Origin of the sequence: Neorhizobium sp. T6_25 (assembly GCF_002968555.1) — a bacterium.
Taxonomy (GTDB): domain Bacteria; phylum Pseudomonadota; class Alphaproteobacteria; order Rhizobiales; family Rhizobiaceae; genus Neorhizobium.
In genome coordinates this window covers 272,118-297,727 of sequence record NZ_PVBL01000003.1, presented here as the reverse complement: position 1 = coordinate 297,727, position 25,610 = coordinate 272,118, and the positions used below count along the sequence as shown (strand labels likewise).

General features: G+C 61.9%; 24 protein-coding genes. 9 read left to right on the top strand and 15 right to left on the bottom strand.

What is annotated here, in order from left to right:
• The first annotated feature begins 46 nt into the window (after nt 1–46).
• Nucleotides 47–1,093, top strand: a complete 1,047-nt coding sequence (locus tag C5L10_RS06010) for an NAD(P)-dependent alcohol dehydrogenase (protein ID WP_105428891.1) — start codon at nt 47–49, stop codon at nt 1,091–1,093.
• On the opposite strand, the gene C5L10_RS06005 is transcribed toward C5L10_RS06010, so the two are convergent.
• From C5L10_RS06005 to C5L10_RS05955, 11 genes are all read right to left on the bottom strand, one after another.
• Nucleotides 1,094–1,798 (bottom strand): ParA family protein, encoded by a 705-nt coding sequence (locus tag C5L10_RS06005; RefSeq protein ID WP_046669009.1) that lies wholly within the window; start codon nt 1,796–1,798, stop codon nt 1,094–1,096.
• A gap of 116 nt (nt 1,799–1,914) precedes the next feature.
• Nucleotides 1,915–2,997 carry a chemotaxis response regulator protein-glutamate methylesterase gene (locus C5L10_RS06000; protein WP_105428890.1) on the bottom strand — a complete coding sequence of 361 codons (1,083 nt, stop codon included), beginning with the start codon at nt 2,995–2,997 and terminating at the stop codon, nt 1,915–1,917.
• Nucleotides 2,998–3,000: 3 nt separating this feature from the next.
• Complete coding sequence (locus C5L10_RS05995; RefSeq protein ID WP_105428889.1) at nt 3,001–3,864, bottom strand: protein-glutamate O-methyltransferase CheR; 864 nt, start codon at nt 3,862–3,864, stop codon at nt 3,001–3,003.
• Between the two features lie 38 nt (nt 3,865–3,902).
• Nucleotides 3,903–4,394, bottom strand: coding sequence for a chemotaxis protein CheW (locus C5L10_RS05990; RefSeq protein WP_046602812.1), 492 nt, complete (start codon nt 4,392–4,394; stop codon nt 3,903–3,905).
• On the bottom strand, nt 4,394–6,316 hold the full coding sequence (locus tag C5L10_RS05985; RefSeq protein ID WP_105428888.1) for a methyl-accepting chemotaxis protein: 1,923 nt from the start codon (nt 6,314–6,316) through the stop codon (nt 4,394–4,396). The genes C5L10_RS05990 and C5L10_RS05985 overlap by 1 nt, the downstream gene beginning before the upstream one ends.
• A 181-nt stretch (nt 6,317–6,497) precedes the next feature.
• Nucleotides 6,498–8,309, bottom strand: a complete 1,812-nt coding sequence (locus C5L10_RS05980; RefSeq protein ID WP_105428887.1) for a methyl-accepting chemotaxis protein — start codon at nt 8,307–8,309, stop codon at nt 6,498–6,500.
• A gap of 182 nt (nt 8,310–8,491) precedes the next feature.
• Complete coding sequence (locus C5L10_RS05975) at nt 8,492–10,198, bottom strand: methyl-accepting chemotaxis protein (RefSeq protein ID WP_105428886.1); 1,707 nt, start codon at nt 10,196–10,198, stop codon at nt 8,492–8,494.
• A 24-nt stretch (nt 10,199–10,222) separates the two neighbouring features.
• Complete coding sequence (locus C5L10_RS05970; protein ID WP_037080182.1) at nt 10,223–10,738, bottom strand: chemotaxis protein CheW; 516 nt, start codon at nt 10,736–10,738, stop codon at nt 10,223–10,225.
• Nucleotides 10,735–12,729, bottom strand: coding sequence for a chemotaxis protein CheA (locus C5L10_RS05965; protein WP_105428885.1), 1,995 nt, complete (start codon nt 12,727–12,729; stop codon nt 10,735–10,737). Before C5L10_RS05965 ends, C5L10_RS05970 begins: the two co-directional genes overlap by 4 nt.
• Nucleotides 12,726–13,094 carry a response regulator gene (locus tag C5L10_RS05960; protein WP_046637913.1) on the bottom strand — a complete coding sequence of 123 codons (369 nt, stop codon included), beginning with the start codon at nt 13,092–13,094 and terminating at the stop codon, nt 12,726–12,728. The genes C5L10_RS05965 and C5L10_RS05960 overlap by 4 nt, the downstream gene beginning before the upstream one ends.
• A complete protein-coding gene (locus C5L10_RS05955; RefSeq protein ID WP_105428884.1) occupies nt 13,091–13,420 on the bottom strand; it encodes a hypothetical protein in 330 nt (109 codons plus the stop codon). The genes C5L10_RS05960 and C5L10_RS05955 overlap by 4 nt, the downstream gene beginning before the upstream one ends.
• A gap of 334 nt (nt 13,421–13,754) precedes the next feature.
• Here C5L10_RS05955 and C5L10_RS05950 point away from each other — a divergent pair, with 334 nt between their 5' ends.
• The 7 genes from C5L10_RS05950 to C5L10_RS05920 all read left to right on the top strand — a co-directional run bounded on the left by C5L10_RS05950 (nt 13,755) and on the right by C5L10_RS05920 (nt 21,599).
• Nucleotides 13,755–15,488 carry a hypothetical protein gene (locus tag C5L10_RS05950; protein ID WP_105428883.1) on the top strand — a complete coding sequence of 578 codons (1,734 nt, stop codon included), beginning with the start codon at nt 13,755–13,757 and terminating at the stop codon, nt 15,486–15,488.
• 176 nt (nt 15,489–15,664) lie between these two features.
• Nucleotides 15,665–16,072 carry a 30S ribosome-binding factor RbfA gene (gene rbfA / locus C5L10_RS05945; RefSeq protein WP_105428882.1) on the top strand — a complete coding sequence of 136 codons (408 nt, stop codon included), beginning with the start codon at nt 15,665–15,667 and terminating at the stop codon, nt 16,070–16,072.
• Between the two features lie 12 nt (nt 16,073–16,084).
• Entirely contained in the window at nt 16,085–17,014 is a 930-nt protein-coding gene (truB, locus tag C5L10_RS05940) for a tRNA pseudouridine(55) synthase TruB (RefSeq protein WP_105428881.1), read from the top strand.
• Nucleotides 17,015–17,165: 151 nt separating this feature from the next.
• Complete coding sequence (gene rpsO / locus C5L10_RS05935; RefSeq protein WP_038547700.1) at nt 17,166–17,435, top strand: 30S ribosomal protein S15; 270 nt, start codon at nt 17,166–17,168, stop codon at nt 17,433–17,435.
• Between the two features lie 335 nt (nt 17,436–17,770).
• The gene (pnp, locus tag C5L10_RS05930) at nt 17,771–19,903 is read left to right on the top strand and encodes a polyribonucleotide nucleotidyltransferase (protein ID WP_105428880.1); all 2,133 of its coding nucleotides are present in this window, start codon (nt 17,771–17,773) and stop codon (nt 19,901–19,903) included.
• A 90-nt stretch (nt 19,904–19,993) separates the two neighbouring features.
• Nucleotides 19,994–21,001: a class I SAM-dependent methyltransferase gene (locus C5L10_RS05925; RefSeq protein ID WP_105428879.1), complete on the top strand. Its 1,008-nt coding sequence runs from the start codon at nt 19,994–19,996 to the stop codon at nt 20,999–21,001.
• A gap of 16 nt (nt 21,002–21,017) precedes the next feature.
• Nucleotides 21,018–21,599, top strand: coding sequence for a hypothetical protein (locus C5L10_RS05920; protein WP_105428878.1), 582 nt, complete (start codon nt 21,018–21,020; stop codon nt 21,597–21,599).
• 3 nt (nt 21,600–21,602) lie between these two features.
• On the opposite strand, the gene fabI is transcribed toward C5L10_RS05920, so the two are convergent.
• Genes fabI through fabA form a run of 3 tightly spaced genes read right to left on the bottom strand, consistent with a single transcriptional unit; the run spans nt 21,603 to nt 24,200 of the window.
• Nucleotides 21,603–22,409 (bottom strand): enoyl-ACP reductase FabI, encoded by an 807-nt coding sequence (fabI, locus tag C5L10_RS05915; protein ID WP_046669022.1) that lies wholly within the window; start codon nt 22,407–22,409, stop codon nt 21,603–21,605.
• A 4-nt stretch (nt 22,410–22,413) separates the two neighbouring features.
• Nucleotides 22,414–23,637, bottom strand: a complete 1,224-nt coding sequence (gene fabB, locus C5L10_RS05910) for a beta-ketoacyl-ACP synthase I (protein ID WP_105428877.1) — start codon at nt 23,635–23,637, stop codon at nt 22,414–22,416.
• A gap of 47 nt (nt 23,638–23,684) precedes the next feature.
• A complete protein-coding gene (gene fabA, locus C5L10_RS05905; protein WP_037080143.1) occupies nt 23,685–24,200 on the bottom strand; it encodes a 3-hydroxyacyl-[acyl-carrier-protein] dehydratase FabA in 516 nt (171 codons plus the stop codon).
• Nucleotides 24,201–24,516: 316 nt separating this feature from the next.
• Between fabA and irrA the strand changes: the two genes are divergently transcribed.
• On the top strand, nt 24,517–24,933 hold the full coding sequence (gene irrA, locus C5L10_RS05895; protein ID WP_046603479.1) for an iron response transcriptional regulator IrrA: 417 nt from the start codon (nt 24,517–24,519) through the stop codon (nt 24,931–24,933).
• 5 nt (nt 24,934–24,938) lie between these two features.
• Here the strand turns inward: irrA and C5L10_RS05890 are convergent, their stop codons facing one another.
• Complete coding sequence (locus C5L10_RS05890; protein WP_046637907.1) at nt 24,939–25,595, bottom strand: trimeric intracellular cation channel family protein; 657 nt, start codon at nt 25,593–25,595, stop codon at nt 24,939–24,941.
• Nucleotides 25,596–25,610: the final 15 nt, after the last annotated feature.

Here is a 25,610-nt window from a genome sequence, read left to right as displayed (position 1 = left end):
CCGCAAGCTCGGCCAGCGTCAGAAAATAATCGGAAGGAAACATCGCATGCAGCAGGCACTGGTGCTCGAGAAAAAAGGCGTTCTCGTGCTGAGGGAGATCGATCTTCCGACCGAGGTCGGGCCGGGCGACGTGAAGATCGCCATCGATACGGTCGGTGTCTGCGGCAGCGACGTCCATTATTACACCCACGGCGCAATCGGCCCCTTTGTTCTGCGCGAGCCGATGGTGCTCGGCCACGAGGCGGCCGGCATCGTCATCGAGGTCGGCAGCGAGGTGAAGACCTTGAAGGTCGGTGATCGCGTCTGCATGGAGCCGGGCGTACCGAACCTGTCGTCACGCGCCTCCAAGCTCGGTCTCTACAACGTCGATCCGGACGTCCGTTTCTGGGCGACACCACCGGTCCACGGGGTGCTGACGCCGGAAGTCATCCATCCTGCGGCCTTCACCTACAAGTTGCCGGACAATGTTTCCTTCGCCGAAGGCGCCATGGTGGAGCCGTTCGCGATCGGCATGCAGGCCGCCAGCCGCGCCCGCATCCAGCCCGGCGATGTTGGTGCGGTGATCGGGGCCGGCCCGATCGGCATCATGGTGGCGTTGGCGGCACTCGCGGGCGGTTGCGCCCGCGTCTTCATCTCGGATCTGAGCCCCGACAAGCTGAAGATCGCCGGCCAGTACCCGGGCATCATCCCCGTCAACATCACCGAACGGCCGTTCGCGGAAGTCATCGCCGAAGCGACCGGCGGCTGGGGTGCGGATGTCGTATTCGAGGCGAGCGGCAGCCCGAGGGCCTATGCCGGCATGTTGGACCTGGTACGGCCGGGCGGCGCCTTCGTGCTGGTCGGCCTGCCGGTCGAGCCGGTGCCGTTGGACGTCTCGAGCGCCATCTCCAAGGAAGTTCGCTTTGAGACCGTGTTCCGCTACGCCAACATCTTCGACAGGGCGCTGGAACTGATCGCATCCGGCAAGGTTGACCTGAAGCCGCTGATCACCGGCGTCTTCGATTTCAAGGATTCGATCAGGGCCTTCGAGCGGGCCGCCGCCGGACATCCGTCCGACGTCAAGCTGCAGATCCTGATGAACGGCAAGGCGTGATCAGGCAGCGCGGACGAAGCGCTTCGAAAGCGAGGCCGGCTTGTGGAGCGGCACGCGGCGGAGCATTTCGAGCGCGAACAGGCGGGCGTTCTGCCGGGCCTTGTCGAGATTGCTGATCCGGTTTTCGTCCATCGTGTAAAGTGTGCCGCCGAGATCGAAGATGTCGCGGAAGGCGGCGCGTTCGATGATCGGCGTGTCCAGCACTTCGACCTTGCGTTCTGCCAGCAGCATCTTCACCGCAAGCAGGGCACGGGTGGTGACCATCGAGTTGACGCGGGTCAGAACGACCGAGTGCGGCACGCGCAAATTGGCCTTTTCCTCGAGATAGCGCAGCAGTTCGAGAACGTTTGCACCGCCCTGGGCATCCATGGCGCAGCCCTGGATCGGGATCAGCACGTGGTCGGAAAGGCCGATCGCCTTGGCGAGCAACGGGCTCTGGGCGCCCGGCAGGTCGAGCACGAAATAATCGGTCTTGTGGCGGTTCTCGGAAATATGCCGGTCGATCGAAGCCTGCGTCACGTAGGAAATGACGTTGAGCTTGTCATCGCGCGGGGAGAGCATGTGCCAGCGGGTGATCCAGTATTGCGGATCGGCATCCAGGATCGTGACGCGGTAGCCTTGCTCAACGAGTTCGGTTGCAAGAAGAAGTACAGCGGTGGTCTTGCCCGCTCCGCCCTTGGTGTTGGCAAAGGTAATGACTGGCATCTTCGGTCCCTGTCCGGCTACGAGCGTAAGATTGCTCTCTCACCGCACCCTCATGATGCGTTGCCCCATTCTTGCCAAACATGGTTAACGACCCGTGAAAAATCCGTTGCCAGATCTTACCGCCGACGATCGGCGGCGAGGATTTCCCGGGCGATCTGGTCGAGCGACACGACCTTGTCGACGCCGCCATGGGCGATGGCTTCCTTGGGCATGCCGAACACCACGGACGACGCTTCGTCCTGGGCAACCGTATAGGCTCCCGCCTGATGCATCTCGTTCATGCCGCGGGCGCCGTCGTCGCCCATGCCGGTCATGATCACGCCCATCGCATTGCCGCCGGCCGAGCGTGCAGCGGACCGGAACAGCACGTCGACGGAAGGGCGATGGCGGCTGACCAGCGGGCCGGAGCGGATCGAAACCTCGTAACGCGCGCCGCGCCGTTCGAGCAGCATATGCTTGTCGCCGGGAGCGATCAGCACATGGCCACGCAGAACGGGATCGCCGTCGGCCGCCTCCTTGACCTCGACTTCGCAGAGGCTGTTGAGCCGTTTGGCGAAGGCGGCGGTGAATTTTTCCGGCATGTGCTGGACGATGACCATGCCCGGAGAATTGGCCGGTAGGGCTTCGAGAAGCTCGCGTAGAGCCTCGGTTCCGCCAGTCGAGGCGCCGACGCAGACGACCATTTCGGTGGTCTTCGCCATGGCTCCGGCCTTGGGAGGCGGAAGCACCGCATCGGCCGTCAGCCTGGCGGTCGTTCCGCCTTCGGAAATGCGTGACGGGCGCAGCCGGCCGACGCGGGCGCGCGCGGCTCCCTTGACCGCGGTGCGGATCCTTTCGGCGGATTCGGCAAGGTGGTCGGCCGCGCCGATCTTCGGCTTCAGGATGATATCGACTGCGCCCGCCTCGAGCGCCTGCATCAGCGTTTCCGAGCCGCTTTCGGTCAAAGACGAGCACATCACCACCGGAATGGGATGCTGGGACATCAGCTTGCGCAGAAAGGTGATGCCGTCCATCTGCGGCATTTCCACATCGAGCGTGATGACGTCGGGGATTTCCTCGCGCAGCTTTCGTGCCGCCATGAAGGGATCGCTGGCCGCGCCTATGACTTCGATATCCGGATCCGCCGACAGGACGGCTGTCAGGATCTGGCGGACGCTGGCGGAGTCATCAATGATCAGAACGCGAATTTTGCCGCTCATGGTTCATACTCGCTTGAACACAGTATTTGCCACCTGACGGATCGGCAGGTCGAAGCCGGTCACGGTTTCCGAATGACCGATGAACAGATAGCCTCCGGGAAGCAGGGCCTGGCAAAGGCGGGACAGCACATGCTGCTGCGTCGGCTTGTCGAAATAGATCAGCACGTTGCGGCAGAAGATCATGTGCATCAGGTCGCCGACGGGATAGGCCTCGTCCATCAGGTTCAGCCGGGCGAAACCGACGCGGGAGCGCAGTTTCGGTGAAATCCGCACTTCCTGCCGCCGGCTGTCGGACGAACGCATGACATATTTGCTCATCATGTCGGCCGGGACGGGCGCAAGGAGATCGCTCTGGTAGATGCCGCGCTGGGCCTTCTGCAGCACGTCGGTCGAAAGATCGGTAGCAAGCACGAAATAGTCGCGTTCCGGCGTCGACGAGCTCAGAAATTCCGAAAGCACCATGGCCATCGTATAGGGTTCGGCGCCCGTCGAGCAGGCCGAACTCCAGGTGCGGATGCGCCGGTCGGCGTAGGTTTTCAGGATGTCCGGCAACGCCGCCTGCGTCATGTAGTCGAAATGCTTCGGCTCTCGGAAGAAGTCCGTCTTGTTGGTGGTCACCGCATCGATAAGGAAGATCGATTCGGCCTCGATACCGCCGTGCTTGAAGAGGTAATCGCAATAACTGTCGAAAGTCGGCATGGCCGTGACGCGCAGGCGCCGGCGAAGCCGTCCTTCGAGCATGGTCATCTTGCTGTGCGGCATCTTGATGCCGCTATAGTCGTAGATGTACTTCGAAAGCACATCGAAGTTGCGCTTGCTCAGCCGGTCGTCGAGCGGCTGGCTCCTCATTGCTGCACTCACGCGCATGCCCCCGTACAAGAACCTATTCGGTTATGCGAATTCCATCATGCGACCTGGGACTGCGGCCCGACATCGGCGAGTGCCGACCCGGAATCCGAAAACAGCCGTGCAAGGTCGACAACGACAACGAAGCCGCTCTCCCGGCGCACCACGCCGGCGATATAATCGGAGCGCCAGCGCACCCCGATATCCGGCGCCGTCTCGATCTGTTCCTTGCGGAACGGCACCACTTCGAAGACCCGGTCCGCGACGAGGCCGAGCACCAGGACGCGATCGGCGACCGGCACGTCGAGCACCAGGATGCGCGTATGCGGCGTCTTGACCGTCCTCGTCAGGCCGAGGCGAAGACGGAGGTCGATCACCGGCACGCCCTGTCCGCGCACATCGCGCAGGCCGAGCAGATATTCCGGGCCGTGCGGGATCTTGAACGGTTCCTCATGGTCGAGGATCTCGCGGACCACCTCGACGGGGACCGCGAAAATCTCATCGCCGAGGCTGAAGGTTACGAACTGGGATTCGGAGGATATGCCTGCCATTACGCGCTCTCCCTGAAATCGTCATCGTCCGCGTCCGGGCCGCCCATCGACAGATCGAGGGCAAAACCTTTCACGCGGGCCTGTTGTGCGTTGACTGAATGACCGGCCGAATAAGCCTTGGGCGCCGGCTGGGGTCTGGACTTGGCCGATACGGGCTTGGCGGCCGGGATCGGCTGGCTCCGCTGCTTGGATCCAGCCCGATCGACCTTGAAGAACGCGATCGATGCCTGCAGTTCTTCAGCTTGGGCGGCGAGTTCTTCCGAGGTCGCCGACATCTGTTCGGAGGCGCCGGCATTCTGCTGCGTCACCTTGTCGAGCTGCTGGATCGCTTCGTTGATCTGCGAAGCACCGATATCCTGCTCGCGGCAGGCAGCGGAGATTTCCGAGACGAGCTCCGCGGTCTTGTGGATCGCGGGTACAAGCTTGTTCAGCATCTCGCCGGCGTCGGTCGCGACCTGTACAGTTTCGCCCGAAAGCGCGCTGATTTCGGCAGCGGCAGCCTGGCTGCGTTCGGCGAGCTTGCGCACTTCCGATGCGACGACCGCAAAACCCTTGCCGTGTTCGCCGGCACGGGCGGCTTCCACTGCGGCGTTCAAGGCGAGAAGATCGGTCTGGCGAGCGATTTCCTGGACGATCGAGATTTTTTCCGCAATTGTCCGCATCGCGCCGACGGCGCGACCGACGGCCTGGCCGGATGCTTCGGCGTCACGCGACGACTGGCGGGCGATCTTTTCCGTCTGCGCGGCGTTGTCGGCGTTCTGTTTGATGTTCGCCGCCATCTGTTCCATCGAGGCAGAGGCTTCTTCGGCCGAAGACGCCTGTTCGGTGGCACCCTGGCTCAGCTGCTCCGAGCTTGCCGAAAGCTCCTGGCTGCCGGAGGAGACGTTGCTCGATGCGGCAAGGGCGTCGGCGACGACGCCGCGAAGGCGTTCACCCATGCTCTGCAGCGCAAGCCCGAGCGTGTCCTTGTCGGAAAGCGGTTTCGGCGAGACGGTCAGGTCGCCGTTGGCGATCTGGTCGGCGACATGCGCCGTGGTGCGCAGGTTGGTGACCATGCTCTGCATGGCGAGCCCAAGCGTATCCCTGTCGGAAAGCGGCTTGACGTCGACGGCAAGGTCACCCTCCGAGATGCGCTCGGCGATTGCCGCCGTATTGCGCAGGTTGCCCGTCATCACGTTGACGGTGTCAATCAGATCCTTGACCTCGTCATTCGTCTTGACCTCGACTTTCTGGTTGAGATCGCCGATTGCCACAGCATTGGCAACGGACGCTATCTTCTTGAGACCGTTGTTGATGCCGAGCGTGATCCAGAAGGCGGCGCCGATGGCGATCAGCACGGCCGCAATCGAGGCGACGCTCAGGACCATCATCGTCGAGGCGAACAGATCCTGGTTCGCTTTTTCGGTATTTGCCATTCCCTTGCGCTGGACATCGAGGAGAACCTTGATGGCCTCGCCCATATCGGCAGTCATGGTGCGCAGATCGCCCATGGAGAGCGCCAGAGCGCCGGCCTGATCACCGCGTGCCTGAACGGCCTGCAAGTCGTTGGACTTCTGCTGGAACTGCTTGCCGATCGTCAGCAGTTTTTCCCAGTAAGGCCTGCCTTCCGGAGAGGCGATCGAAAGCCCTTCCTGAACGGCCTTGAACATCAGTTCCGTGTTGTCGTCCGCTTCCTTGTGAAATTTCGCAGCATCCGCGAGGTTGGTCGCAAGCAGCGCGTTTTTCTGGGCGCGCACCGCATCGACCTCGTTCACATTGGCGGTGAGCGCAAGTTCCAGTCGACGAACCGGCCCGTCGACCATCTTGACGCTGGCGTCGTTGAGGCCGCCAAGGCTCAGGCTGCCGTAGACTGCAATGCCGACCAGCAGCAGCGTCAACAGGGCGAAAGCCAATCCCAATTTCAGTTTGATTGTAAACCGCATCTTTAAATCCCCGAATTTCTCAAAAAAACCGGCAGAGCCGCCCTATCCTCAGATGCGACCGGGAAAAGTCTGGCTGAAAGGCCGGTAGGCCGACCGCCGGGACTTTTCATGGCTCGCATTAACGCAGTTACGCTGGTCATTGACGAGGCCCAGTGGCCCCGCTCATGTGTCTGAAAGCCGTTCAGGCGCTTTCCCTGAAATCATCGTCATCCTGGTCCGGACCACCCATCGAAAGATCGAGGGCAAATCCCTTGGCGCGGGACTGCTGCGCCTTGACGGAATGCTCGGCTGGCCGGGAAGCGGCGAACTTCGACATCTGTTTCGCGCCGGGTTTTGCCGGTGCGTGGGCTTTGGTCCCGGGTTGGGTCCGAGCCTTTGCGGTAGCCCGCTCGACCTTGAAGAACGCGATCGATGCCTGCAGTTCTTCCGCCTGCGCGGCGAGTTCTTCCGAGGTCGCCGACATCTCTTCGGAGGCTCCGGCATTCTGCTGGGTCACCTTGTCGAGCTGCTGGATCGCCTCGTTGATCTGCGAAGCACCGATATCCTGCTCGCGGCAGGCGGCGGAGATTTCCGACACCAGTTCCGCAGTCTTCTGGATGTCCGGCACCAGCTTGTTCAGCATCTCGCCGGCTTCCGTGGCGACCTGTACCGTTTGGCCGGAGAGGGCGCTGATTTCGGCAGCGGCAGCCTGGCTGCGTTCGGCGAGCTTGCGCACTTCCGATGCGACGACTGCAAACCCCTTGCCGTGTTCGCCGGCACGAGCGGCTTCCACCGCGGCGTTCAGGGCGAGAAGGTCGGTCTGGCGGGCGATTTCCTGGACGATCGAGATTTTCTCGGCGATCGTGCGCATGGCGCCGACGGCACGGCCGACGGCCTGGCCGGAGGCTTCGGCATCACGCGACGACTGGCGGGCGATCTTTTCCGTCTGCGCGGCGTTGTCGGCGTTCTGCTTGATGTTGGCCGCCATCTGTTCCATCGAGGCGGAGGCTTCTTCGGCCGAAGAGGCCTGTTCGGTGGCACCCTGGCTCAGTTGCTCCGAGCTTGCGGAAAGCTGCTGGCTGCCCGAGGAGACGTTGTCGGATGCGGCGAGCGCATCACTGATCACGCCGCGCAGGCGTTCCACCATGCTTTCGAGCGCCAGGCCGAGCGTATCCTTGTCGGAGAGCGGTTTCGGCGAGACGGTCAGGTCACCGTTGGAAATCTGGCTGGCGATCGTCGCCGTATTGCGCAGGTTCGCCGTCATCGTATTGATCGTGTCGACCAGATCCTTGATCTCGTCGTTTGTCTTGATCTCGATATTCTGGTCGAGATCTCCGATCGACACCGCCTTGGCGACGCCCATGATCTTGGTGAGGCCTCTGCCGATGCCGAGGGCGATCCAAAACGCGGTGGCCGCTGCCGTGACGACGGCCACCAACGCGATCGCGATCATCAGGCTGCGCGTCGTCCAGTAGCTGGCTTCCGCTTCGTCGTTCGCCTTCTGCATACGGTCGCGGTTGATCTGTACGGCCTCATCCAGTTGCGCGGAAAGTTCCATGATCGCCTTGCGGCTTTCTCCGGCCGAGAGGGCGACTGCTTCCTGCATGTCGCCGCGCTTGACGGCGACATCGACCTTTTCGTTCGCAGCGTGATTGGTCATCGAGAGCGCTCGCGTCTCATCCCAGAACTGCTTTTGGTCTGCCGAAGCGGTCGAAGCCAGCTGGTCCAGCAACGCGCTGAACTGCAGCTCCAGCTTGTCGCCGTCGACGTAGAACTTTTCGATCTCCTGCGGCGACGTGGCGAGCAGCATGTTCTTCTGCGCGCGGATGCGATTTAGCGACAGGATGTTCATCTGCTGGACCCTATCGAGGCGCTTTGCCGCGACCTCTGTCACGTAGGTCATGGAATCGTGCGCGGCGCCCAAGCTATATATCCCATAGCCGGCCGTACCAATCAGCAGGCTGACAAGAAAGCCAAAAGCCAGTCCCAGCTTGGCCTTGATCGTAAATCGCATAGCCCTATCCCCTCGAGGCGGTGAAGTGCATCAGTCAGTGCTTCCTCCGGCGGAGGAAGCGGTTGGAACGAGAAGACCGATACATTCACCCTTCTGCGATGGTCCGGCAGTCCGGACATTCTCCCGCTTACATGCGAGAGGCGATCCCGGATCTCTGTTGATCCGGTACCGTTTCAATTCCTTCAGGCGCTTTCGCGGAAGTCCGCATCGTCGGCATCCGGTCCGCCCATCGACATGTCGAGGGCAAAACCCTTGGCGCGGGCTTGCTGGCTGAGCACCGAATGGTCGGCCTTGTGAGATGGCTGGCCAGCAGCGCGGCGCATCGGAGCCGGCTTGCCGATCGGCTTGTGGGCCGCGACCGTAGCCGGAGCTCGCTTGGTCGGCTTTTTGCCGCCGGCCTGATCGACCCGGAAGAAGGCGATCGATGCCTGCAGTTCTTCGGCCTGCGAGGCGAGTTCTTCCGAAGTCGCCGACATCTCTTCGGAGGCGCCGGCATTCTGCTGGGTCACCTTGTCGAGCTGCTGGATCGCTTCGTTGATCTGGCTGGCACCGATATCCTGCTCGCGGCAGGCGGCGGAGATTTCCGACACCAGTTCCGCAGTCTTCTGGATGTCCGGCACCAGCTTGTTCAGCATCTCGCCGGCGTCGGTCGCCACCTGCACCGTTTGGCCGGAGAGGGCGCTGATTTCGGCGGCGGCAGCCTGGGACCGTTCGGCGAGCTTGCGGACTTCCGAGGCGACGACCGCAAAACCCTTGCCATGTTCGCCGGCACGGGCGGCTTCCACCGCGGCGTTCAGGGCGAGCAGGTCGGTCTGGCGGGCGATCTCCTGGACGATCGAGATCTTCTCGGCGATCGTGCGCATCGCGCCCACGGCACGGCCGACGGCCTGGCCGGAGGCTTCGGCATCCCGCGACGACTGGCGGGCGATTTTCTCGGTCTGGGCAGCGTTGTCGGCATTCTGCTTGATGTTCGCCGCCATCTGCTCCATCGAGGCGGAGGCTTCTTCGGCCGAAGACGCCTGTTCGGTGGCGCCCTGGCTCAGCTGCTCCGAGCTTGCAGAAAGCTGCTGGCTGCCCGAGGAGACGTTGTCGGATGCGGCGAGCGCATCGCCGACGACACCGCGCAGACGCTCGATCATCGTGTTGACGTAGCCAAGCAGCTCGCCGATCTCGTCCTTGCTGGTGATCGAGGCAAACTTGGTCAGGTCGCCATCGGCGACGTCCTGCACAGCCGTCACGGCATTGCGCAGGCCCCTGTTGATCGAAAGCGCGATCCAGAGGGCGGCCAGCACGGCGATCAGGAAAGCGGCGCTGGCGACCGAGATCATGATCAGGCGGGTCTGGGCGTAGTCCAGATCGGTTTGTTTGTCGGCATCGCTGAGGCGGCTCTCCTCGAGCTTGACCACGTCCGAGAGGAGTGCGTCGATGTCGTTGGTGACAGCGCGGGCCTCATTGTTGGAAATGTGCAGCGCGGAGGCTACGTCCCCGCCGAGCACGGAGTTGCGGATCCGGTCGTCCTGCTTGCGGAACTCGGCCGTGAAGCCGCCAAGCTTCGCCCACAGTACCTTGCCCTGTTCGGTGGCACGGGCTTCAACCGCCTTGAGCGTCTCGTCGAACGTGCGTCGAGCCTCATCACCCTTTGCGATATATGCCTGCATTTCTCCGGGGTTTGCAGCCAGGAGCAGGTTCTTCTGCTGCCGGATCTGCTGGAGTTGCTCGTTGTTCAGGTTCTGGGCCAGTTTCAGGCGCAGGGCTGGCCCCTGCAGCACACTTTCGAGCGTGTCGTTCAGGTTGCCGAGGCTGAGGATGCCGTAGGCGGCCGTCGCCAGAAGCATGATGATGATGAAACCGAATGCTGAAGCCAGCTTAAGCTTGATTGAAGCGTGCATTTTTTGAATCCATCGAAAGGGTGATCAACCGTGGGAAGCCCCGGTCGCGGAATGGTCATGCTGGGCGGAGAAGATCGCCTGGAGATTGGGGAGGATGATGAACTCCGCCCCCCGCTTGACGAGGCAATCGATGAAATCCGGCCGCCAGCGCATGCCCACGCTCGGCGGCGGTTCGCCGGCGGCGCGGAGCAGGGTGGTGACCTCATGCACTTTGTCTGTACGGATGCCTGCAAGAACCGGTTCGCCGCCGATGTTGATCGCGATGACGATGATCCGGCTGTCGATCGTCGGCTTCGTCGCTTCCATGCCGAATGCGAGCCGGATGTCGGCAAGCGGAATGACCTTGCCGCGGAAGTTGATGACGCTGCCGACAAAGGCTTTTGCGCCGGGAACCATGGTCTCGGGCAGGAGATCGAGGATTTCCTGTACGCTCACGGCTTCCAGCGCAAACATCTCGCCGGCGATGTCGAATGTCAGGACTTCCAGCTCGTCGCGGCCGCCCCAGAGGTTTTCGGAGATTTTTCTGACTGCTTCGTTCATCCGGCCGCGCGCAGATGCGCCTCCTGTTGTTGTCCTTCGGCCACGAGATGGCTGACGTCGAGGATCAGCGCCACGCCCCCGTCGCCGAGGATTGTCGCCCCCGAGAAGGTGGCGACGTCATGGTGCAGCTTCGACATTCCCTTGATGACCGTCTGGTGGTCGCCGATGATCTGGTCGACGACCAGGCCCACCCGTTCGGAACCCGTCGAGATCACCACCACCTTCTGGAAGGGATCCGGCTTGGTGCCGGTGCGGAAGAGGTCGCGAAGCCTGAGGAACGGTACCAGGCTGTCCCGGAGCGAAATGAAGCTGCGGCCGCGCGAGCGCATGTCTTCTTCGATCGGAAGCTCGAGGCATTCCTCTACCGCCGAAAGCGGAATGACATAGCGGCCGTCGCCGACCCGCACGAGCAGTCCGTCGATGATCGCGAGCGTCAGCGGGATGGCGAGCGAGATTTCGGAACCCTTGCCAACCTGGCTTGTGACGTTGATCGTGCCGCGCAGCGCGTCGACCGTCCGCTTGACCACATCCATGCCGACGCCGCGGCCGGAGAGGTTGGTGACTGTCTGGGCCGTCGAGAAGCCGGGCTGGAAGATCAGCTGGTAGAGTTCCTGGTCGGTGAGGTGGGCGTTGGATGCGATGAGACCGGAGGATTCCGCCTTGGCCCGCACCCGCTCCTTGTTGATGCCGCGGCCATCGTCCTTGATGGTGATGATGACTTCGCCGGCCTGCTGGCGGGCGGAAAGCAGGATGTGGCCGGCCTCCGGCTTGCCGGCGGCACGTCGTTCCTCGGGCGTCTCGAGACCGTGGTCGCAGGAGTTGCGCACGAGATGCACCAGAGGGTCGGCAAGGCGTTCGATTACGCTCTTGTCGACTTCGGTGGTTTCGCCTTCGGTCTGCAGCTCGATCGTCTTGCCGGTTTCATGCGCCAGATCGTGTACCAGCCGGCGGAAGCGGCCGAAGAGCTGGGTGACCGGCACCATGCGCAGCACCATCATCGTATCCCGCAGCTCGCCGGACAGGCGTTCCACGTCTTCCGAGACGGCCCGCAGCTGCAGATCGCCGCTGCCGCCCGCAAGCTGGCTGAGGCGCGACTGGGCGATCACGAGCTCGCCGACCCGATCCATCAGCTCGTCGAGCCTTTCGGCGGGCACGCGGACGTTTTCGGAGGTCTTTTTCTGTTTTGCATCGACGAGTGCCGGAGCGGTCGGTGCAGGAGCTGCAACGGCCGGGGGTGCAGCGGCACGCAGGGCTTCCGCAACCGGGGCTTCGCTCTTGGCCGGTGTCCTGGCGGCAAGCGGAGGCTCCACCGTGACGACGTCGAGCTGCATTTCGTCCATGACGAAGATGAACACGTCGTCGATCGCCGAACGCGGTTGGGTGGTCACAAGCTCGACTTGCCAGGAGACATAGAGATCGGTCGGGGCGAGAAGTTCGAGCGATGGGATCGCGGACCGCTCTGCCACGATCTCGCACTCGCCGAGCTCGCGCAGTTCGTCGAGAAGCGGCAGCGGATTGGTGCCGTTTGCCATCGCGTTCTGCGGCAGGCTGAAACGGATCTTGAAATGATTGCGGCCCGGCGCAGCCTTGGCGAGGCTGGCCGCGCCCGGGCTGTTGGCGCCATCGACGGCGGCGCGTAGATTGGCAAGAAGCGCTTCGCCCGTTGCCTCATGGTCGCCATTCGGCGTGTCGACCAGGGCACGCATGTGGTCCTTGGCTTCCAGAACTGCGGTGACCAGTTCCTGGGTTGCCGGAACTTCGCCCTTGCGGACGCGGTCGAAGGCCGTCTCGCAGTGGTGCGTGAAGGCGGCAAGGGCATCGAAGCCGAACATGGCGCCCGATCCCTTCAGCGTGTGGAGGCCGCGGAAGACCGCGTCCACCTGATCCTTGTCGCCGAGGTTTACGTTCAGGTCGAGAAGCCCTGCTTCGATCAGTTCCAGAAGCTCGGCCGCTTCTGTCCTGAACACCGCGATAGGATCGGGAAAGCTCATCTGCCAAGTACCTTCCGGACGATTTTGACCAGGCTTTCCGGGTCGAATGGCTTGGTGAGCCAGCCGGTGGCGCCGGCGGCCTTGGCTTCCTGCTTGATGTCGCTGTCGGATTCCGTCGTCAGGAAGATGACCGGAACGCCCATATGGGCCGGCATCTTTCGCAGTTCCCGGATCATCGTCAGGCCGTCCATGTTCGGCATGTTGAGATCGGTGACGATCAGGTCGAACTGGCCGGCCTTGAGCTTAGCGATGCCGTCCAGTCCATCGACTGCCTCGGTGATCTGATATCCGGCGTTGCTGAGGGCGACGCGCGTCGTCAGCCGGATGCTGGCGGAATCGTCGACTGTTAGGATGCTGGCGCTCATTGAATACCCCCTTGATGAAGCCAGAATTTCAGGTCTTCAGCGGACATCCCTTCGAGGAAGCCGCTGCGCTTCAAAACATCGAGCGTCGAGCCGCTGGCGGGACGAGCCAACGCGATGCGCTTTCCGGCTGTATCGGCATAAATGCGTGCCGCTTCCATGAGCTGAATGAAGCTGATGTCCACCTGGCAGTCATCGTCGAGGTCGACGGTTGCAGAGGTGGTCTTATCGAGAAACTGCAGCATTTCCTGCTGGACGATGGTGATCGCGCGAACCGTCAGGTTCTGCGGCAGGCGAAGGCAATCTTCTTTAACATCGGAAGCAGGCATTTTTACCTCAACGTAATTCCGAAAGAGCTGAAATAGCTGGCCGAATTTGGACTTGCATCGTTAATGGGGAGTTAATCGCTTATGGCGACTTTTCGCGAAACAATACTTATAGGTTGTATTTTGGCCTGCCCAGAGGGCGGAAAAATTAACCACAAGTCGCAAATGAGGCTGCGGATTCTGCGAGAATTAACCCCTGGGCGCTCAAAGTACCTCTGCACGGGACAAACCGTATCGGCGACTTGCCGGCGCGGGCCGTCCCAAAACAATACAGACGAGTTCATCGTCGTTATCGTCAGCAGGCAGAGGTCCCGCGGGACCCGAAAGGTGAGGCAAAGTGGCTGTCAGGGCACCCATTTTTGACGTCGCAGACAATTCGACGGGCGTTCTGGTCTTTGTCGACCGGATGGAAACGGCACGGTCACGTATCGAGGAACGCTTTCTCGACGGCGGGGCTGCACTTCTGTCGATCCTCGACGTGCTGAACAAGCTGATCAGCTCCCTCGACCAATTGACCGGTTCGCTGGATGAAGGAACCGCAAACGCCACGATGGCCGAACTGAAGAGCACGGTCGAGCGCCTGTCGCACCTGACCAGACTCGAATCCGGACGCCAGATCGGCTTCCAGGAAATCGCCTGTGCCGAGCGTAAGCTCCGGCCCCAGATCGAAGAGATGCAAGAAACGCTGCGTTATCTGCGCACCTTCGCGGTGACCGCAAAGATCACCGGTGCCGGGATTGCCGATTTCGCCGGCTTCGCAGAGGAAATTCTCGCAAGGATCCAGGAGGGCTCGCGTCAGGTCAACGATCTGGCCGGCAAGCTGAGCAGCCTCGGCCACGGTCTTGGACCGGTGATGGTCAAGGGAAAGGCGATCCTGGCAAGCTACGACCAAACGGTGCCGCAGATCGTTGTCGGCCTCTCCAACGGCGCGGTGGAGATTGGCAAGCACCGCAAGCTGCTGGTCGAACGCGCCGCGAGGGTGCGTACCGTCGCAAGCGGCATTCAGTCGAAGCTCGCCTCGACGCTGTCGGCCATGCAGGTCGGTGATATCACCCGCCAGCGCATCGAACACTGCCAGTCGGCCCTGCGCATCCTTTCCGATTATCTGGAGTCGCCTGCGGCCGCCAGGCTGACCGGCGACCAGCGCGAAAGCCTTTCGCTGATCATCCGCAAGCTGGTATCGCTGCAGCTCAATCAATCCATCTCCGACTTTGATCGCGATACCGCAAAGATCGTTGCCATCGTCGCAAGCTTCCGGTCCGATCTGTCGCAGATCGAGGCCCTGCGCGCGACGATGACCGACGCCGACAGCGGCGACAACGACAATGCGATCCGGCAGCTCGAAAGCGGCGTGGCCGCAGCTCGCGGTGCCGTGCGCGAAATCGAGGAAGTTGCCCACCACGCCGGTGAACTCAGCCGGTCGACCAGCGATACCGTCCGGGAACTTCTCGACGGCATCGGCATCGTCAAGGTCGTGCGCACCGACATTCATTATATGGCGCTCAACACCAACCTCCGTTGCGGCAAGATCGGTGAGGAAGGCAGGGCGATCAATGTCGTGACCGCCGAACTGCGCAACTTCGCCGCGGTGCTCGACGAGACGGCCGAAAAGATCCTGATCGAACTCCAGACGCTTGAAATCGCTGCCAACAAGCTGACCAGCGTCCACGGTGAAGAGAGCGAACAAAGCCTCGACCAGCGTTTGGAAAACGCGCTTGAAAACATCCGCTCGGTCGGAGACCGGATGGATGCCCAGATGTTGGCGCTCGGCGATCAGAGCAGGACGGCGGTCGGCGAGATGGATATCTCGCTCGCCCGGCTGAACTTCAACGCCGAACTCGGCGAGGTGCTGCGTTCCTGCGCCAATGAGATGGAACTCGGTGAGGACGTCTTCGAAGCGCCGGGTCTCGAAGAGGCGCTTTCCGATGTCGGCGGCCGCATTGCCCGCCTTTATACCATGGTGAGCGAACGCGAGCTGCATGCCGCACTGCTCGGCACCCAAGCGCCGGTGGAAGCCGCTGCCGTCACTACCACCATGTCCGACGACGATATCGACGACGCCCTGTTCTGAGAGGCCGGCACCTGCGGGAGCCGGGTTTGGGGGCTGCATCCGGCAGCCTGTCCTGTTAAGATAAAGCGAAGGCCGCGCCTTGACCTTTGGGCGCGCCTGGGTCATGTGACCGCCTTTGCTGACGCAGCGCTTGGAATACGGGACGAACCCCGCCAGTGCTCTAGAAGAGAAACACAATGAGCAAGCCAACATCCTCGGCGCCCTCCCAGCGCATGCTTCGCGTTGGCGAACAGGTCCGCGCCGCCATAACCCAGGTCCTCCAGCGCGGCGAAGTGCGCGACGACCTGATCGAGAAGACCGTAATCTCCGTGTCCGAAGTGCGCATGTCGACGGACCTCAAGGTCGCCACGGCCTATGTGACACCGCTCGGCGTGCCGGAACACGCGGCAGTCGTCGAGGCGCTGAACCGCAACGCGAAATACATTCGCGGCCGTATCGGCGGCCAGCTCCGGCAGATGAAATACATGCCGGAAGTCCGCTTCCGCGACGATACCAGCTTCGATAACTACAAGAAGATCGATGAGCTGCTGCGCTCACCGGAGGTCCAGCGGGATCTCGATGGCGGCAGCGAAGACAAAGAATAGTCAAGAGAACGCATGTCCAAACCCCGCAAACCAAAGGGCCGCCCGGTTTCCGGCTGGCTGATCCTCGACAAGCCGGTCGATTTCGGCTCCACCGAAGCCGTCTCCAAGATCAAATGGCTGTTCAACGCCCAGAAGGCCGGACACGCAGGCACGCTTGATCCGCTCGCTTCCGGCATGCTGCCGATCGCGCTCGGCGATGCGACCAAGACCGTGCCTTACGTCATGGATGGCCGCAAGATCTATGAATTCGCCGTCAGCTGGGGCGAAGAGCGTTCGACCGACGACCTCGAAGGCGAAGTCACGGCCGCTTCGGATATGCGTCCCGACGAACAGTCCATCCGCGATCTGCTGCCGAAATACACCGGCAGGATCAGCCAGATTCCGCCGCAGTTCTCGGCGATCAAGATCGCCGGCGAACGGGCCTATGACCTCGCTCGCGATGGCGAGACGGTCGATATACCTTCCCGCGAAGTGGAGATCTTCAGGCTGACGCTGCTCGGCGTCACGGCGGACAACGCGCATTTCGAGGTGGAATGCGGCAAGGGCACTTATGTACGCGCTCTCGCCCGCGATTTCGGCCGCGATCTCGGCTGCTATGGCCATATTTCCGAACTGCGCCGCACCTTCGTCGCACCGTTCGCCGAGGAAAAGATGGTGCCGCTCGCCGATCTCGTGGCGCTCGAGGAGATCGAGGACCGCGATGAACGCCTGGCGGCGCTCGACGAGTTCCTGATCGATACTGCCGAGGCGCTGTCCAGCCTGCCGCACCTGCCGGTCACCGAGGATCAGGCGCATCGGCTGAAAATGGGCAATCCGGTCATCCTGCGTGGCCGCGATGCGCCGCTTGCGGAGGCTGAGGCCTATGCGACGGTACGTGGCAAGCTGATCGCCATCGGCGAGATCGGCCAAGGCGAATTCCGGCCGAAGCGGGTGTTCGGCTGATCGGCGGACGCCTCTTCCAATTGCAACGTGAATGGTCTATAGGCAGCGCCAGCATCAGGAGCCTATAGGCATCCTACTGCGTTCATGGCCGAAGCTGAACGACATCTCGGCTTCTGGCGTCTCGTTCTCCTCTTTACGAAAGGATCGTAAGATGTCGATCACTGCCGAGCGCAAGACTGCGCTGATCAAGGAATATGCAACCGTCGAAGGCGACACCGGTTCTCCGGAAATTCAGGTCGCAATCCTGACGGAACGCATCAACAACCTGACGGGTCACTTCAAGGATCACAAGAAGGACAACCACTCGCGTCGTGGCCTTCTGACCATGGTTTCCACCCGTCGCTCGCTTCTTGATTATCTCAAGAAGAAGGACGAGGCCCGTTACAGCAAGATCATTGCTGCTCTGGGTATTCGCCGCTAAAAATTTCCGGCGGGCGCTCCTGGGGCGCCTGCCGGTTCTTTATTCGGGCCAAGGTCCGATGAAATGTTTGCGCTACGCCCTAGTTCGCGTGGTGACTGCCCGCAGACCCGGATGGGCCGGATCTGCCAAACAAACCGTTGACCTGTCATGGGGCAGGATTGCCGGATGCTTTCGGCCAAAGCCCTCGGGGCTTTAGCCGCGGCTCCTTTTCCAGGATGCCGGTGATGCAAAGCCTCCCGTTGTCTTGCCCATGATGTGTCACATTGATTGCGGTCGACTGTGCGCTGCGCCCGATATCGGCGATGCGTGTGCTCCCGCATTGAAGGACAAGACATATGTTCAATACTCATTCCGTCGAAATCGAATGGGCAGGCCGCCCGCTGAGGCTGGAAACGGGCAAGATCGCCCGCCAGGCTGACGGCGCGGTTCTCGCGACCTACGGCGAAACCGTCGTTCTCGCGACCGTTGTTTCCGCCAAGGCTCCGAAGCCGGGCCAGGACTTCTTCCCGCTCACCGTCAACTACCAGGAAAAGACCTACGCCGCCGGCAAGATCCCGGGCGGCTATTTCAAGCGCGAAGGCCGTCCCTCGGAAAAGGAAACGCTGGTTTCCCGCCTGATCGACCGCCCGATCCGCCCGCTCTTCCCGGAAGGCTACAAGAACGACACCCAGGTCGTCGTTACCGTCGTGCAGCACGACCTTGAGAACGATCCGGACGTTCTGTCGATGGTTGCGGCTTCGGCTGCGCTGACGCTCTCCGGCGTTCCCTTCATGGGCCCGGTCGGCGGCGCCCGCGTTGGTTACATCAACGGCGAATACGTCCTGAACCCGCATCTCGACGAGATGGACGAGTCCACCCTCGACCTCATCGTCGCCGGCACCGGCGATGCCGTTCTGATGGTTGAATCGGAAGCCAAGGAACTCAACGAAGACATCATGCTTGGCGCCGTCATGTTCGGCCATCGTGGTTTCCAGCCGGTCATTGACGCGATCATCAAGCTCGCTGAAGTCGCCGCCAAGGAACCCCGCGAATTCGAACCGGAAGATCATTCCGAGCTCGAAGCCGAAATGCTCAAGCATTTCGAAGCCGAGCTTCGCGAAGGCTACAAGATCACCCAGAAGGCTGACCGTTACGCGGCCGTCGACGCCGTCAAGGCGAAGGTGAAGGCCCACTTCTTCCCCGAGGGCGTCGAGCCGAAATACAGCGCCGAAGTCATCGGCGCCGTCTTCAAGCACCTGCAGGCCAAGATCGTCCGCTGGAACATCCTCGACACCAAGAGCCGCATCGACGGCCGTGATCTCGAGACCGTCCGTCCGATCGTCTCGGAAGTGGGCATCCTGCCGCGCACCCACGGTTCTGCCCTCTTCACCCGCGGCGAGACCCAGGCGATCGTTGTCGCCACGCTCGGCACTGGCGAAGACGAGCAGTACGTCGACAGCCTGACCGGCATGTACAAGGAGCGCTTCCTGCTCCATTACAACTTCCCTCCCTACTCGGTCGGTGAAACCGGCCGCATGGGCTCCCCGGGCCGCCGCGAGATCGGCCATGGCAAGCTCGCATGGCGCGCCATCCGTCCGATGCTGCCGACTGTCGAGCAGTTCCCCTACACGCTGCGCGTCGTCTCCGAGATCACCGAGTCCAACGGCTCGTCTTCGATGGCGACCGTCTGCGGCACTTCGCTCGCACTGATGGACGCCGGCGTACCGCTGGCCAAGCCGGTTGCCGGCATCGCCATGGGCCTCATCCTCGAAGGTGAACGTTTCGCGGTTCTCTCCGACATTCTCGGCGACGAAGACCACCTCGGCGACATGGACTTCAAGGTCGCGGGTACTGCCGACGGCATCACCTCGCTGCAGATGGACATCAAGATCGCCGGTATCACCGAAGAGATCATGAAGGTCGCGCTCAACCAGGCACAGGGCGGCCGCAAGCACATCCTCGGCGAAATGGCCAATGCCATCACCGAGAGCCGCGGCCAGCTCGGCGAATTCGCACCGCGCATCGAAGTCATGAACATCCCGGTCGACAAGATCCGTGAAGTCATCGGCTCGGGCGGCAAGGTCATCCGCGAAATCGTCGAAAAGACCGGCGCCAAGATCAACATCGAGGACGACGGCACCGTCAAGATCGCTTCGTCTTCCGGCAAGGAAATCGAAGCGGCCCGCAAGTGGATCCACTCGATCGTTGCCGAGCCGGAAGTTGGCGCTATCTACGAAGGCACGGTCGTCAAGACCGCCGACTTCGGTGCTTTCGTGAACTTCTTCGGCGCACGCGATGGCCTCGTGCACATCTCGCAGCTCGCTTCCGAGCGTGTTGCCAAGACCCAGGACATCGTCAAGGAAGGCGACAAGGTCTGGGTCAAGCTGATGGGCTTCGACGAGCGCGGCAAGGTCCGCCTGTCGATGAAGGTCGTCGACCAGGCCACCGGCCAGGAAGTCAAGAAGGCTGAAGGCGAAGCCGCCGAATAAGGCCTTCTTCCTTCCGAGACATCGAGGCGCGGAAGCTCTTCCGCGCCTTTTGTTTATCTGCTGTCACGAGACGAACCGACGAGACTAGCCATGAGCCGAGACGCCCTGAAAACCCTGTTCCATCCCTTCGACACCGAGGCTGTTCCGATGCCCGGCGAAGGCGAGCGCGTGCTCTTCCTGGGCGCCGAGGCAGGCAACGCCCTACCCGAGGGGTTTGCTGCCGAGATCACCGCGGTACAGTCGTTCCGGCCTTTGTTCCGGGCCCTGAGCGAAGGCGCCTTTCCCGAGGCCGAGGGCGATAGCTATGACGTCGGGCTGGTCCTTTGCGGCAAGCATCGCGGCGAGAACGAGAACCGCGTCGCCGAGGCCCTGGAGCGCGTCAGAACGGGCGGCGTCATCATCGTGGCCGGCGGTAAGGAAGACGGCATCCAGCCGCTCCGCAACACGCTCCTGAAGCTGGGCGTCGAACTCGACTACACCCCGAAATATCACGGCGTCGCGATATGGTTCGCCAGGCCCGCCAATGCGGATGCTGCGATCAAGGCGTTGAAGAAGTCGACCGTGGTGATCGACGCTCGGTTCGAGGCAGCACCCGGCATGTTCTCCCACGAGCGCGTGGATGCGGGCTCTGAACTGCTCGCAGGCCGTCTGCCGACCGATTTCGACGGCAACGCCGCCGACTTCGGCGCCGGTTGGGGCTATCTCTCGGTGATGCTTGCGGAAAAGTCGAAGCGCGTAAACCGCATCGATCTTTTCGAAGCCGATTACCAGGCGCTGGAATTTGCCAAGCGCAACATCGCCCGCAACTGCCCGGATCTCAACGCCCGTTTCTATTGGCAGGATCTCGGCGCCGAGCCGCCCAAGGAAAAATACGACCTCGTCATCATGAACCCGCCGTTCCACGAGACGCAGGCGACGGATCCGGAACTCGGCAAGACGATGATCCGCACCGCCGCCGCGGCGCTCAAGAACGGCGGCCGCCTGATGCTGGTCGCCAATCGCGGCCTGACCTATGAGCCTGTCCTGGCCGAAGGCTTCCGCGAAAGCGGCGAGACTTGCCGCAACGCCCGCTTTAAGGTTCTATGGGCGAAGAAGTAGCCTCGCAAGGACCGAAATGCTCGATCGAGATCCGATTGTCATCGCTGACGCAGGGCCGTTGATCCGCCTCGCAGCGGCGGGGCTTCTGGATTCCATGCGGCTCACCAATCGTAGGATCGTTATCGTCGACCGGATAGAGGAAGAGGTCTGCGGCGATTTATCCAAACCTTATGCGCCGGAGATCGAGGCTTGGATGACGTCCATGAATGGGGCGATCGAGCACGCAGAGACGTTGGAGGGAATCGCGATCACAGCATTGCGCGATCGTGCGACAACGCCGGAAGCGCAGGACAAACTCAAGCGGGCATTGAGGAACAGTGGCGAACGGGCCATTCGAGAATATATCGAAACAATGGACCCGCAGGATACGGATGAGGCATTGGTTCTTTATGAGGACGGCGCCGTTCCGAACTTGATGGCAGCAGCAACGGTTCCGATGACGCTTTTGACGACGCGCGCCTTCGTCAGGGAAATCGAAGCGCGTGGCTACAATCTCGATGCCGTTCAGGCGCTTGAAGCGGTTCCATACAATCTGAAGCCCGCAATACGCACCGTCATCGATGCGAACAGCGGGCCTTCAGAAGTTTTCCCTAAATAGCGCTTATTCCGAATCGGCGTTCCGCAGCCGATCGAGGCTCGGCAGCGAGGTGATGTTGTAGCCGGCGTCCACGTAGTGGATTTCCCCGGTGACGCCGCGCGAGAGGTCCGAAAGCAGGTAGAGGGCCGAGCCGCCGATATCCTCGATGGTCGCGGTCCGACGCAGCGGCGCGTTCTTCTGGTTCCAGGAATAGATCGCCCGCGCATCGGAAATGCCCGCACCCGCAAGCGTGCGCACGGGGCCTGCCGAGATCGCGTTGACGCGGATATCGCGCGGACCGTAATCGGCAGCGAGATAGCGCACCGAGCTTTCCAGCGCGGCCTTGGCAACGCCCATGACGTTGTAGTTGGGGATGACCCGCATCGAGCCGCCATAGGTCAGCGTCAGGATCGCGCCGCCATCGATCATCAGGTCCGCCGCCCGTTTGGCGATTTCCGTGAAGGAGAAACAGGAGATCACCATGGTGCGGCTGAAATTCTCGCGCGTGGTGTCGGCGTAGAGGCCTTTCAGCTCGTTCTTGTCGGAAAAGCCGATGGCGTGCACCAGGAAGTCAAGCTTGCCCCAGCGCTCCTTGATCGCCGCGAAGGTCGCGTCCACCGAGGCGATATCCTCGACATCGCAAGGCACGACGAAATCCGAATTGACCTCGGCTGCGAGCGGCTTTACCCGCTTGCCGAGCGCGTCGCCCTGGTAGGTGAAGGCGAGTTCCGCGCCCTGCGCGGCGACAGCTTTCGAAATCCCCCAGGCAATAGAGTGATTGTTGGCGACCCCCATGATCAGGCCGCGTTTACCCTGCATGATTCCGGTCATGGAATTACCCGTTAAAGCGCTGGAAGACGAGCGTGGCATTGGTGCCGCCGAACCCGAAGGAATTGGAAAGGACCGTGTCGATCTTGGCGTCGTCGATGCGCTTGCGCACGATCGGAACGCCCTCGAATTCCGGGTCCAGGTTTTCGATATGGGCGCTCTCGCCGATGAAGCGTTCCTGCATCATCAGAAGGCCGTAGATCGATTCCTGCACGCCGGCACCGCCGAGCGAATGGCCGGTCAGCGACTTGGTCGACTGGATATGCGGGATCTTGTCCCCGAAGACCTGGCGGATCGCGCCGATCTCCTTGCTGTCCCCGACCGGCGTCGAGGTGCCGTGGGTGTTGATGTAGTCGACATCGCCTTTCACCGTCGCCAGCGCCTGGCGCATGCAGCGCATCGCGCCTTCGCCCGATGGGGCGACCATGTCGTAGCCGTCCGAGGTTGCACCATAGCCGACGATTTCGGCATAGATCTTGGCGCCACGAGCTTTCGCATGCTCGAGTTCTTCTAGAACCAGCACGCCGGCACCGCCGGCGATGACGAAACCGTCGCGGTCGACGTCATAGGCGCGCGAGGCCCTGTCGGGGTCGTTGTTGTACTTGGTGGACATCGCGCCCATGGCGTCGAACAGGTTCGACATGGTCCAGTCGAGGTCCTCATGGCCCCCGGCGAACATCACGTCCTGCTTGCCCCACTGGATCATCTCCGCCGCATTGCCGATGCAATGCGCCGATGTCGAGCAGGCGGACGAGATCGAGTAGTTGACGCCGTGGATCTTGAACCAGGTGGCAAGCGTCGCGGATGCTGTGGACGACATCGCCTTCGGCACGGCGAACGGGCCGATCCGCTTCGGGCTGTTGTTCTTGATGGTGATCTCGGCGGCTTCGATCAGCGTGCGGGTGGAGGGACCACCCGAGCCCATGATGATGCCGGTGCGTTCGTTATCGCCGATATCCTTGTCTTCAAGGCCGGAATCGGCGATCGCCTGTTTCATGGCGACATGGTTCCAGGCGCCGCCCTGGCTGAGGAAGCGCATGGCGCGGCGGTCCACCAATTCCGTCGGATCGAGCGTCGGCCTGCCCCAGACCTGGCACTTGAAGCCGTGCTCGGCGAAATCGGGAGAGAAGGAAATGCCGGACTTTGCCTGACGCAAGGACTCTGTGACTTCGGCGGCGTCGCTCCCGATCGAGGATACGATACCGAGACCCGTTACAACTACCCGTCTCATCTCATCAAAACCTTTTCTGCTTGTTCTTCTCTGGCCGCGAAGCAGGATCAGGCGGCCTTTTCCTTCGACAGGCCTACACGAAGGTCTGTTGCCTGGTAAATGGTTTCGCCATCCGCCTTGAGCCAGCCATCTGCGGTGCCGAGCACCAGACGACCGCGCATGACGCGCTTGAAGTCGATGCCATACTCGAGCAGCTTGGTGTCGGGGCGGATCATGCCCTTGAACTTCACTTCGCCGGTCGACAACGCCATGCCGCGTCCAGGCTCGCCGAGCCAGCCGAGGAAAAACCCGGTCAATTGCCACATGCCGTCGAGGCCAAGGCAGCCCGGCATGATGGGATTGCCTTCGAAATGGCAGGGGAAATACCAGTCGTCGGGCTTAACGTCGTATTCGGCGCGAAGATAACCCTTGTCGAACGCCCCGCCTGTTTCCGAAATGTCGGTGATGCGGTGGACCATCAGCATCGGCGGCAGCGGAAGCTGCGCATTGCCGGGTCCGAACAGCTCGCCATGGGCGCAAGAGAGAAGTTCTTCGTAAGAGAAGCTGGACTGCCTGGGTGCCATAAATTTCCGTTCCCCCCGTTGAACCTTAGACCTTTTGTTTCAGCAGCTTTAGTGCAAGATCGGTCGGAATTGAAGCGTAACGATGAACTTGCGCTCCGCCTGGGGATGGCAGCCGAGCCACTGGAACATGCGTTTGTTCTGGTCCGCATATAGGAAGCTACAGGCGCAAACCAGAGGCTTGTAGCGAAATTGCGCGTTTTTGGCGCTCTCGCGGCAGGTATCCTGCGGAAACTGTTGAAAGTCCTCGCCGTAAAAGTTATATCGGAAAGTCAAGATACCTGATATGAGCGTGAAACGGCAGGAGCTGACGGGCAATATGGCAGAAGCCATGACGGACATCGAGACGAGACTGCGCCATTGCGGCCTGCGTCCGACGAGGCAGCGCGTTGCGCTTGCCGACCTGCTGTTCGCCAAGGGTGACCGCCACCTGACCGTCGAGGAACTGCACGAGGAAGCCACCTTTGCCGGCGTTCCGGTTTCGCTCGCGACCGTCTACAACACGCTGCACCAGTTCACCGAGGCCGGCCTTATCCGGGTGCTGGCGGTGGAAAGCGCCAGGACCTATTTCGACACGAACATTTCCGACCATCATCATTTCTTCGTCGAGGGCCGCAACGAGGTGCTCGACATTCCGGTCAGCAATCTTCACATCGACAACCTTCCGGAACCGCCGGAAGGCATGGAAATTGCCCATGTGGATGTGATCATCCGCCTGCGCGAAAAGAAAAGCTGACGCTTCTACTCTTTTCCTTTGTTTCCCCTCATAGCCTCGTCTTGCTCCCGGCCGGGCCGTGGCCTGTAGCGCGGCAATGTCCATCCGTAGTGGATCGCGCCGCCGCGCAGGCCGAAGGCCAGCGCCGCGCCGAGGCCCGAACTCGCGTAGAGCGGCAGGCCGAGCGCATTTGCCGCGGTAAACCCGCAGGCGCCCGCCAGTGCGGCGGTGATGTAGATTTCCGGCCTCAGCAGCACCGAGGGCTCGTTGGCGAGAAGATCGCGCAGGATGCCCCCGAAGGCCGCCGTCAGCGCCCCGGTGACGATCGCGATCGTCGGTGATCCCGTGGCGGCAAGCCCTTTTGCCGCGCCGAGCACGCTATAGGCGGCAAGCCCCACCGCATCGAACCAGATCAGCAGGCGATAGCGCCATTCAACCCGATGGGCCGTGCAGAAGACGAAAGCACCGGCAATCACGCAGATCAGGATATAGGTCGGATCGAGCACCCAGAAGACCGGCATTCGTCCGAGGATGATGTCTCTGAGGGTGCCGCCGCCGAGCCCGGTGACCGCCGCGAAAAACAGGAAGCCGACGAGGTCGAGTTGTTTTCGCGAAGCCGCCAGCGCGCCGGTCGCGGCAAAAAGCGCTATGCCGGCATAGTCGAGGATCATCAGCAGTGACATGTCAGACCTTGTGAT

What these genes read in the sequence shown, in the direction of transcription:
- rpsO (WP_038547700.1), top strand. Translation starts at nt 17,166, where the DNA reads ATGTCGATCACTGCCGAGCGCAAGACTGCGCTGATCAAGGAATATGCA.
- C5L10_RS06000 (WP_105428890.1), bottom strand. Translation starts at nt 2,997, where the DNA reads ATGAGCGGCAAAATTCGCGTTCTGATCATTGATGACTCCGCCAGCGTC.
- truB (WP_105428881.1), top strand. Translation starts at nt 16,085, where the DNA reads ATGTCCAAACCCCGCAAACCAAAGGGCCGCCCGGTTTCCGGCTGGCTG.
- C5L10_RS05985 (WP_105428888.1), bottom strand. Translation starts at nt 6,316, where the DNA reads ATGCGGTTTACAATCAAACTGAAATTGGGATTGGCTTTCGCCCTGTTG.
- C5L10_RS05955 (WP_105428884.1), bottom strand. Translation starts at nt 13,420, where the DNA reads ATGCCTGCTTCCGATGTTAAAGAAGATTGCCTTCGCCTGCCGCAGAAC.
- C5L10_RS05925 (WP_105428879.1), top strand. Translation starts at nt 19,994, where the DNA reads ATGAGCCGAGACGCCCTGAAAACCCTGTTCCATCCCTTCGACACCGAG.
- C5L10_RS05970 (WP_037080182.1), bottom strand. Translation starts at nt 10,738, where the DNA reads ATGAACGAAGCAGTCAGAAAAATCTCCGAAAACCTCTGGGGCGGCCGC.
- C5L10_RS06010 (WP_105428891.1), top strand. Translation starts at nt 47, where the DNA reads ATGCAGCAGGCACTGGTGCTCGAGAAAAAAGGCGTTCTCGTGCTGAGG.
- C5L10_RS06005 (WP_046669009.1), bottom strand. Translation starts at nt 1,798, where the DNA reads ATGCCAGTCATTACCTTTGCCAACACCAAGGGCGGAGCGGGCAAGACC.
- fabA (WP_037080143.1), bottom strand. Translation starts at nt 24,200, where the DNA reads ATGGCACCCAGGCAGTCCAGCTTCTCTTACGAAGAACTTCTCTCTTGC.
- C5L10_RS05920 (WP_105428878.1), top strand. Translation starts at nt 21,018, where the DNA reads ATGCTCGATCGAGATCCGATTGTCATCGCTGACGCAGGGCCGTTGATC.
- C5L10_RS05960 (WP_046637913.1), bottom strand. Translation starts at nt 13,094, where the DNA reads ATGAGCGCCAGCATCCTAACAGTCGACGATTCCGCCAGCATCCGGCTG.
- pnp (WP_105428880.1), top strand. Translation starts at nt 17,771, where the DNA reads ATGTTCAATACTCATTCCGTCGAAATCGAATGGGCAGGCCGCCCGCTG.
- C5L10_RS05965 (WP_105428885.1), bottom strand. Translation starts at nt 12,729, where the DNA reads ATGAGCTTTCCCGATCCTATCGCGGTGTTCAGGACAGAAGCGGCCGAG.
- C5L10_RS05990 (WP_046602812.1), bottom strand. Translation starts at nt 4,394, where the DNA reads ATGGCAGGCATATCCTCCGAATCCCAGTTCGTAACCTTCAGCCTCGGC.
- C5L10_RS05890 (WP_046637907.1), bottom strand. Translation starts at nt 25,595, where the DNA reads ATGTCACTGCTGATGATCCTCGACTATGCCGGCATAGCGCTTTTTGCC.
- fabI (WP_046669022.1), bottom strand. Translation starts at nt 22,409, where the DNA reads ATGACCGGAATCATGCAGGGTAAACGCGGCCTGATCATGGGGGTCGCC.
- C5L10_RS05995 (WP_105428889.1), bottom strand. Translation starts at nt 3,864, where the DNA reads ATGCGCGTGAGTGCAGCAATGAGGAGCCAGCCGCTCGACGACCGGCTG.
- C5L10_RS05980 (WP_105428887.1), bottom strand. Translation starts at nt 8,309, where the DNA reads ATGCGATTTACGATCAAGGCCAAGCTGGGACTGGCTTTTGGCTTTCTT.
- irrA (WP_046603479.1), top strand. Translation starts at nt 24,517, where the DNA reads ATGGCAGAAGCCATGACGGACATCGAGACGAGACTGCGCCATTGCGGC.
- C5L10_RS05975 (WP_105428886.1), bottom strand. Translation starts at nt 10,198, where the DNA reads ATGCACGCTTCAATCAAGCTTAAGCTGGCTTCAGCATTCGGTTTCATC.
- fabB (WP_105428877.1), bottom strand. Translation starts at nt 23,637, where the DNA reads ATGAGACGGGTAGTTGTAACGGGTCTCGGTATCGTATCCTCGATCGGG.
- rbfA (WP_105428882.1), top strand. Translation starts at nt 15,665, where the DNA reads ATGAGCAAGCCAACATCCTCGGCGCCCTCCCAGCGCATGCTTCGCGTT.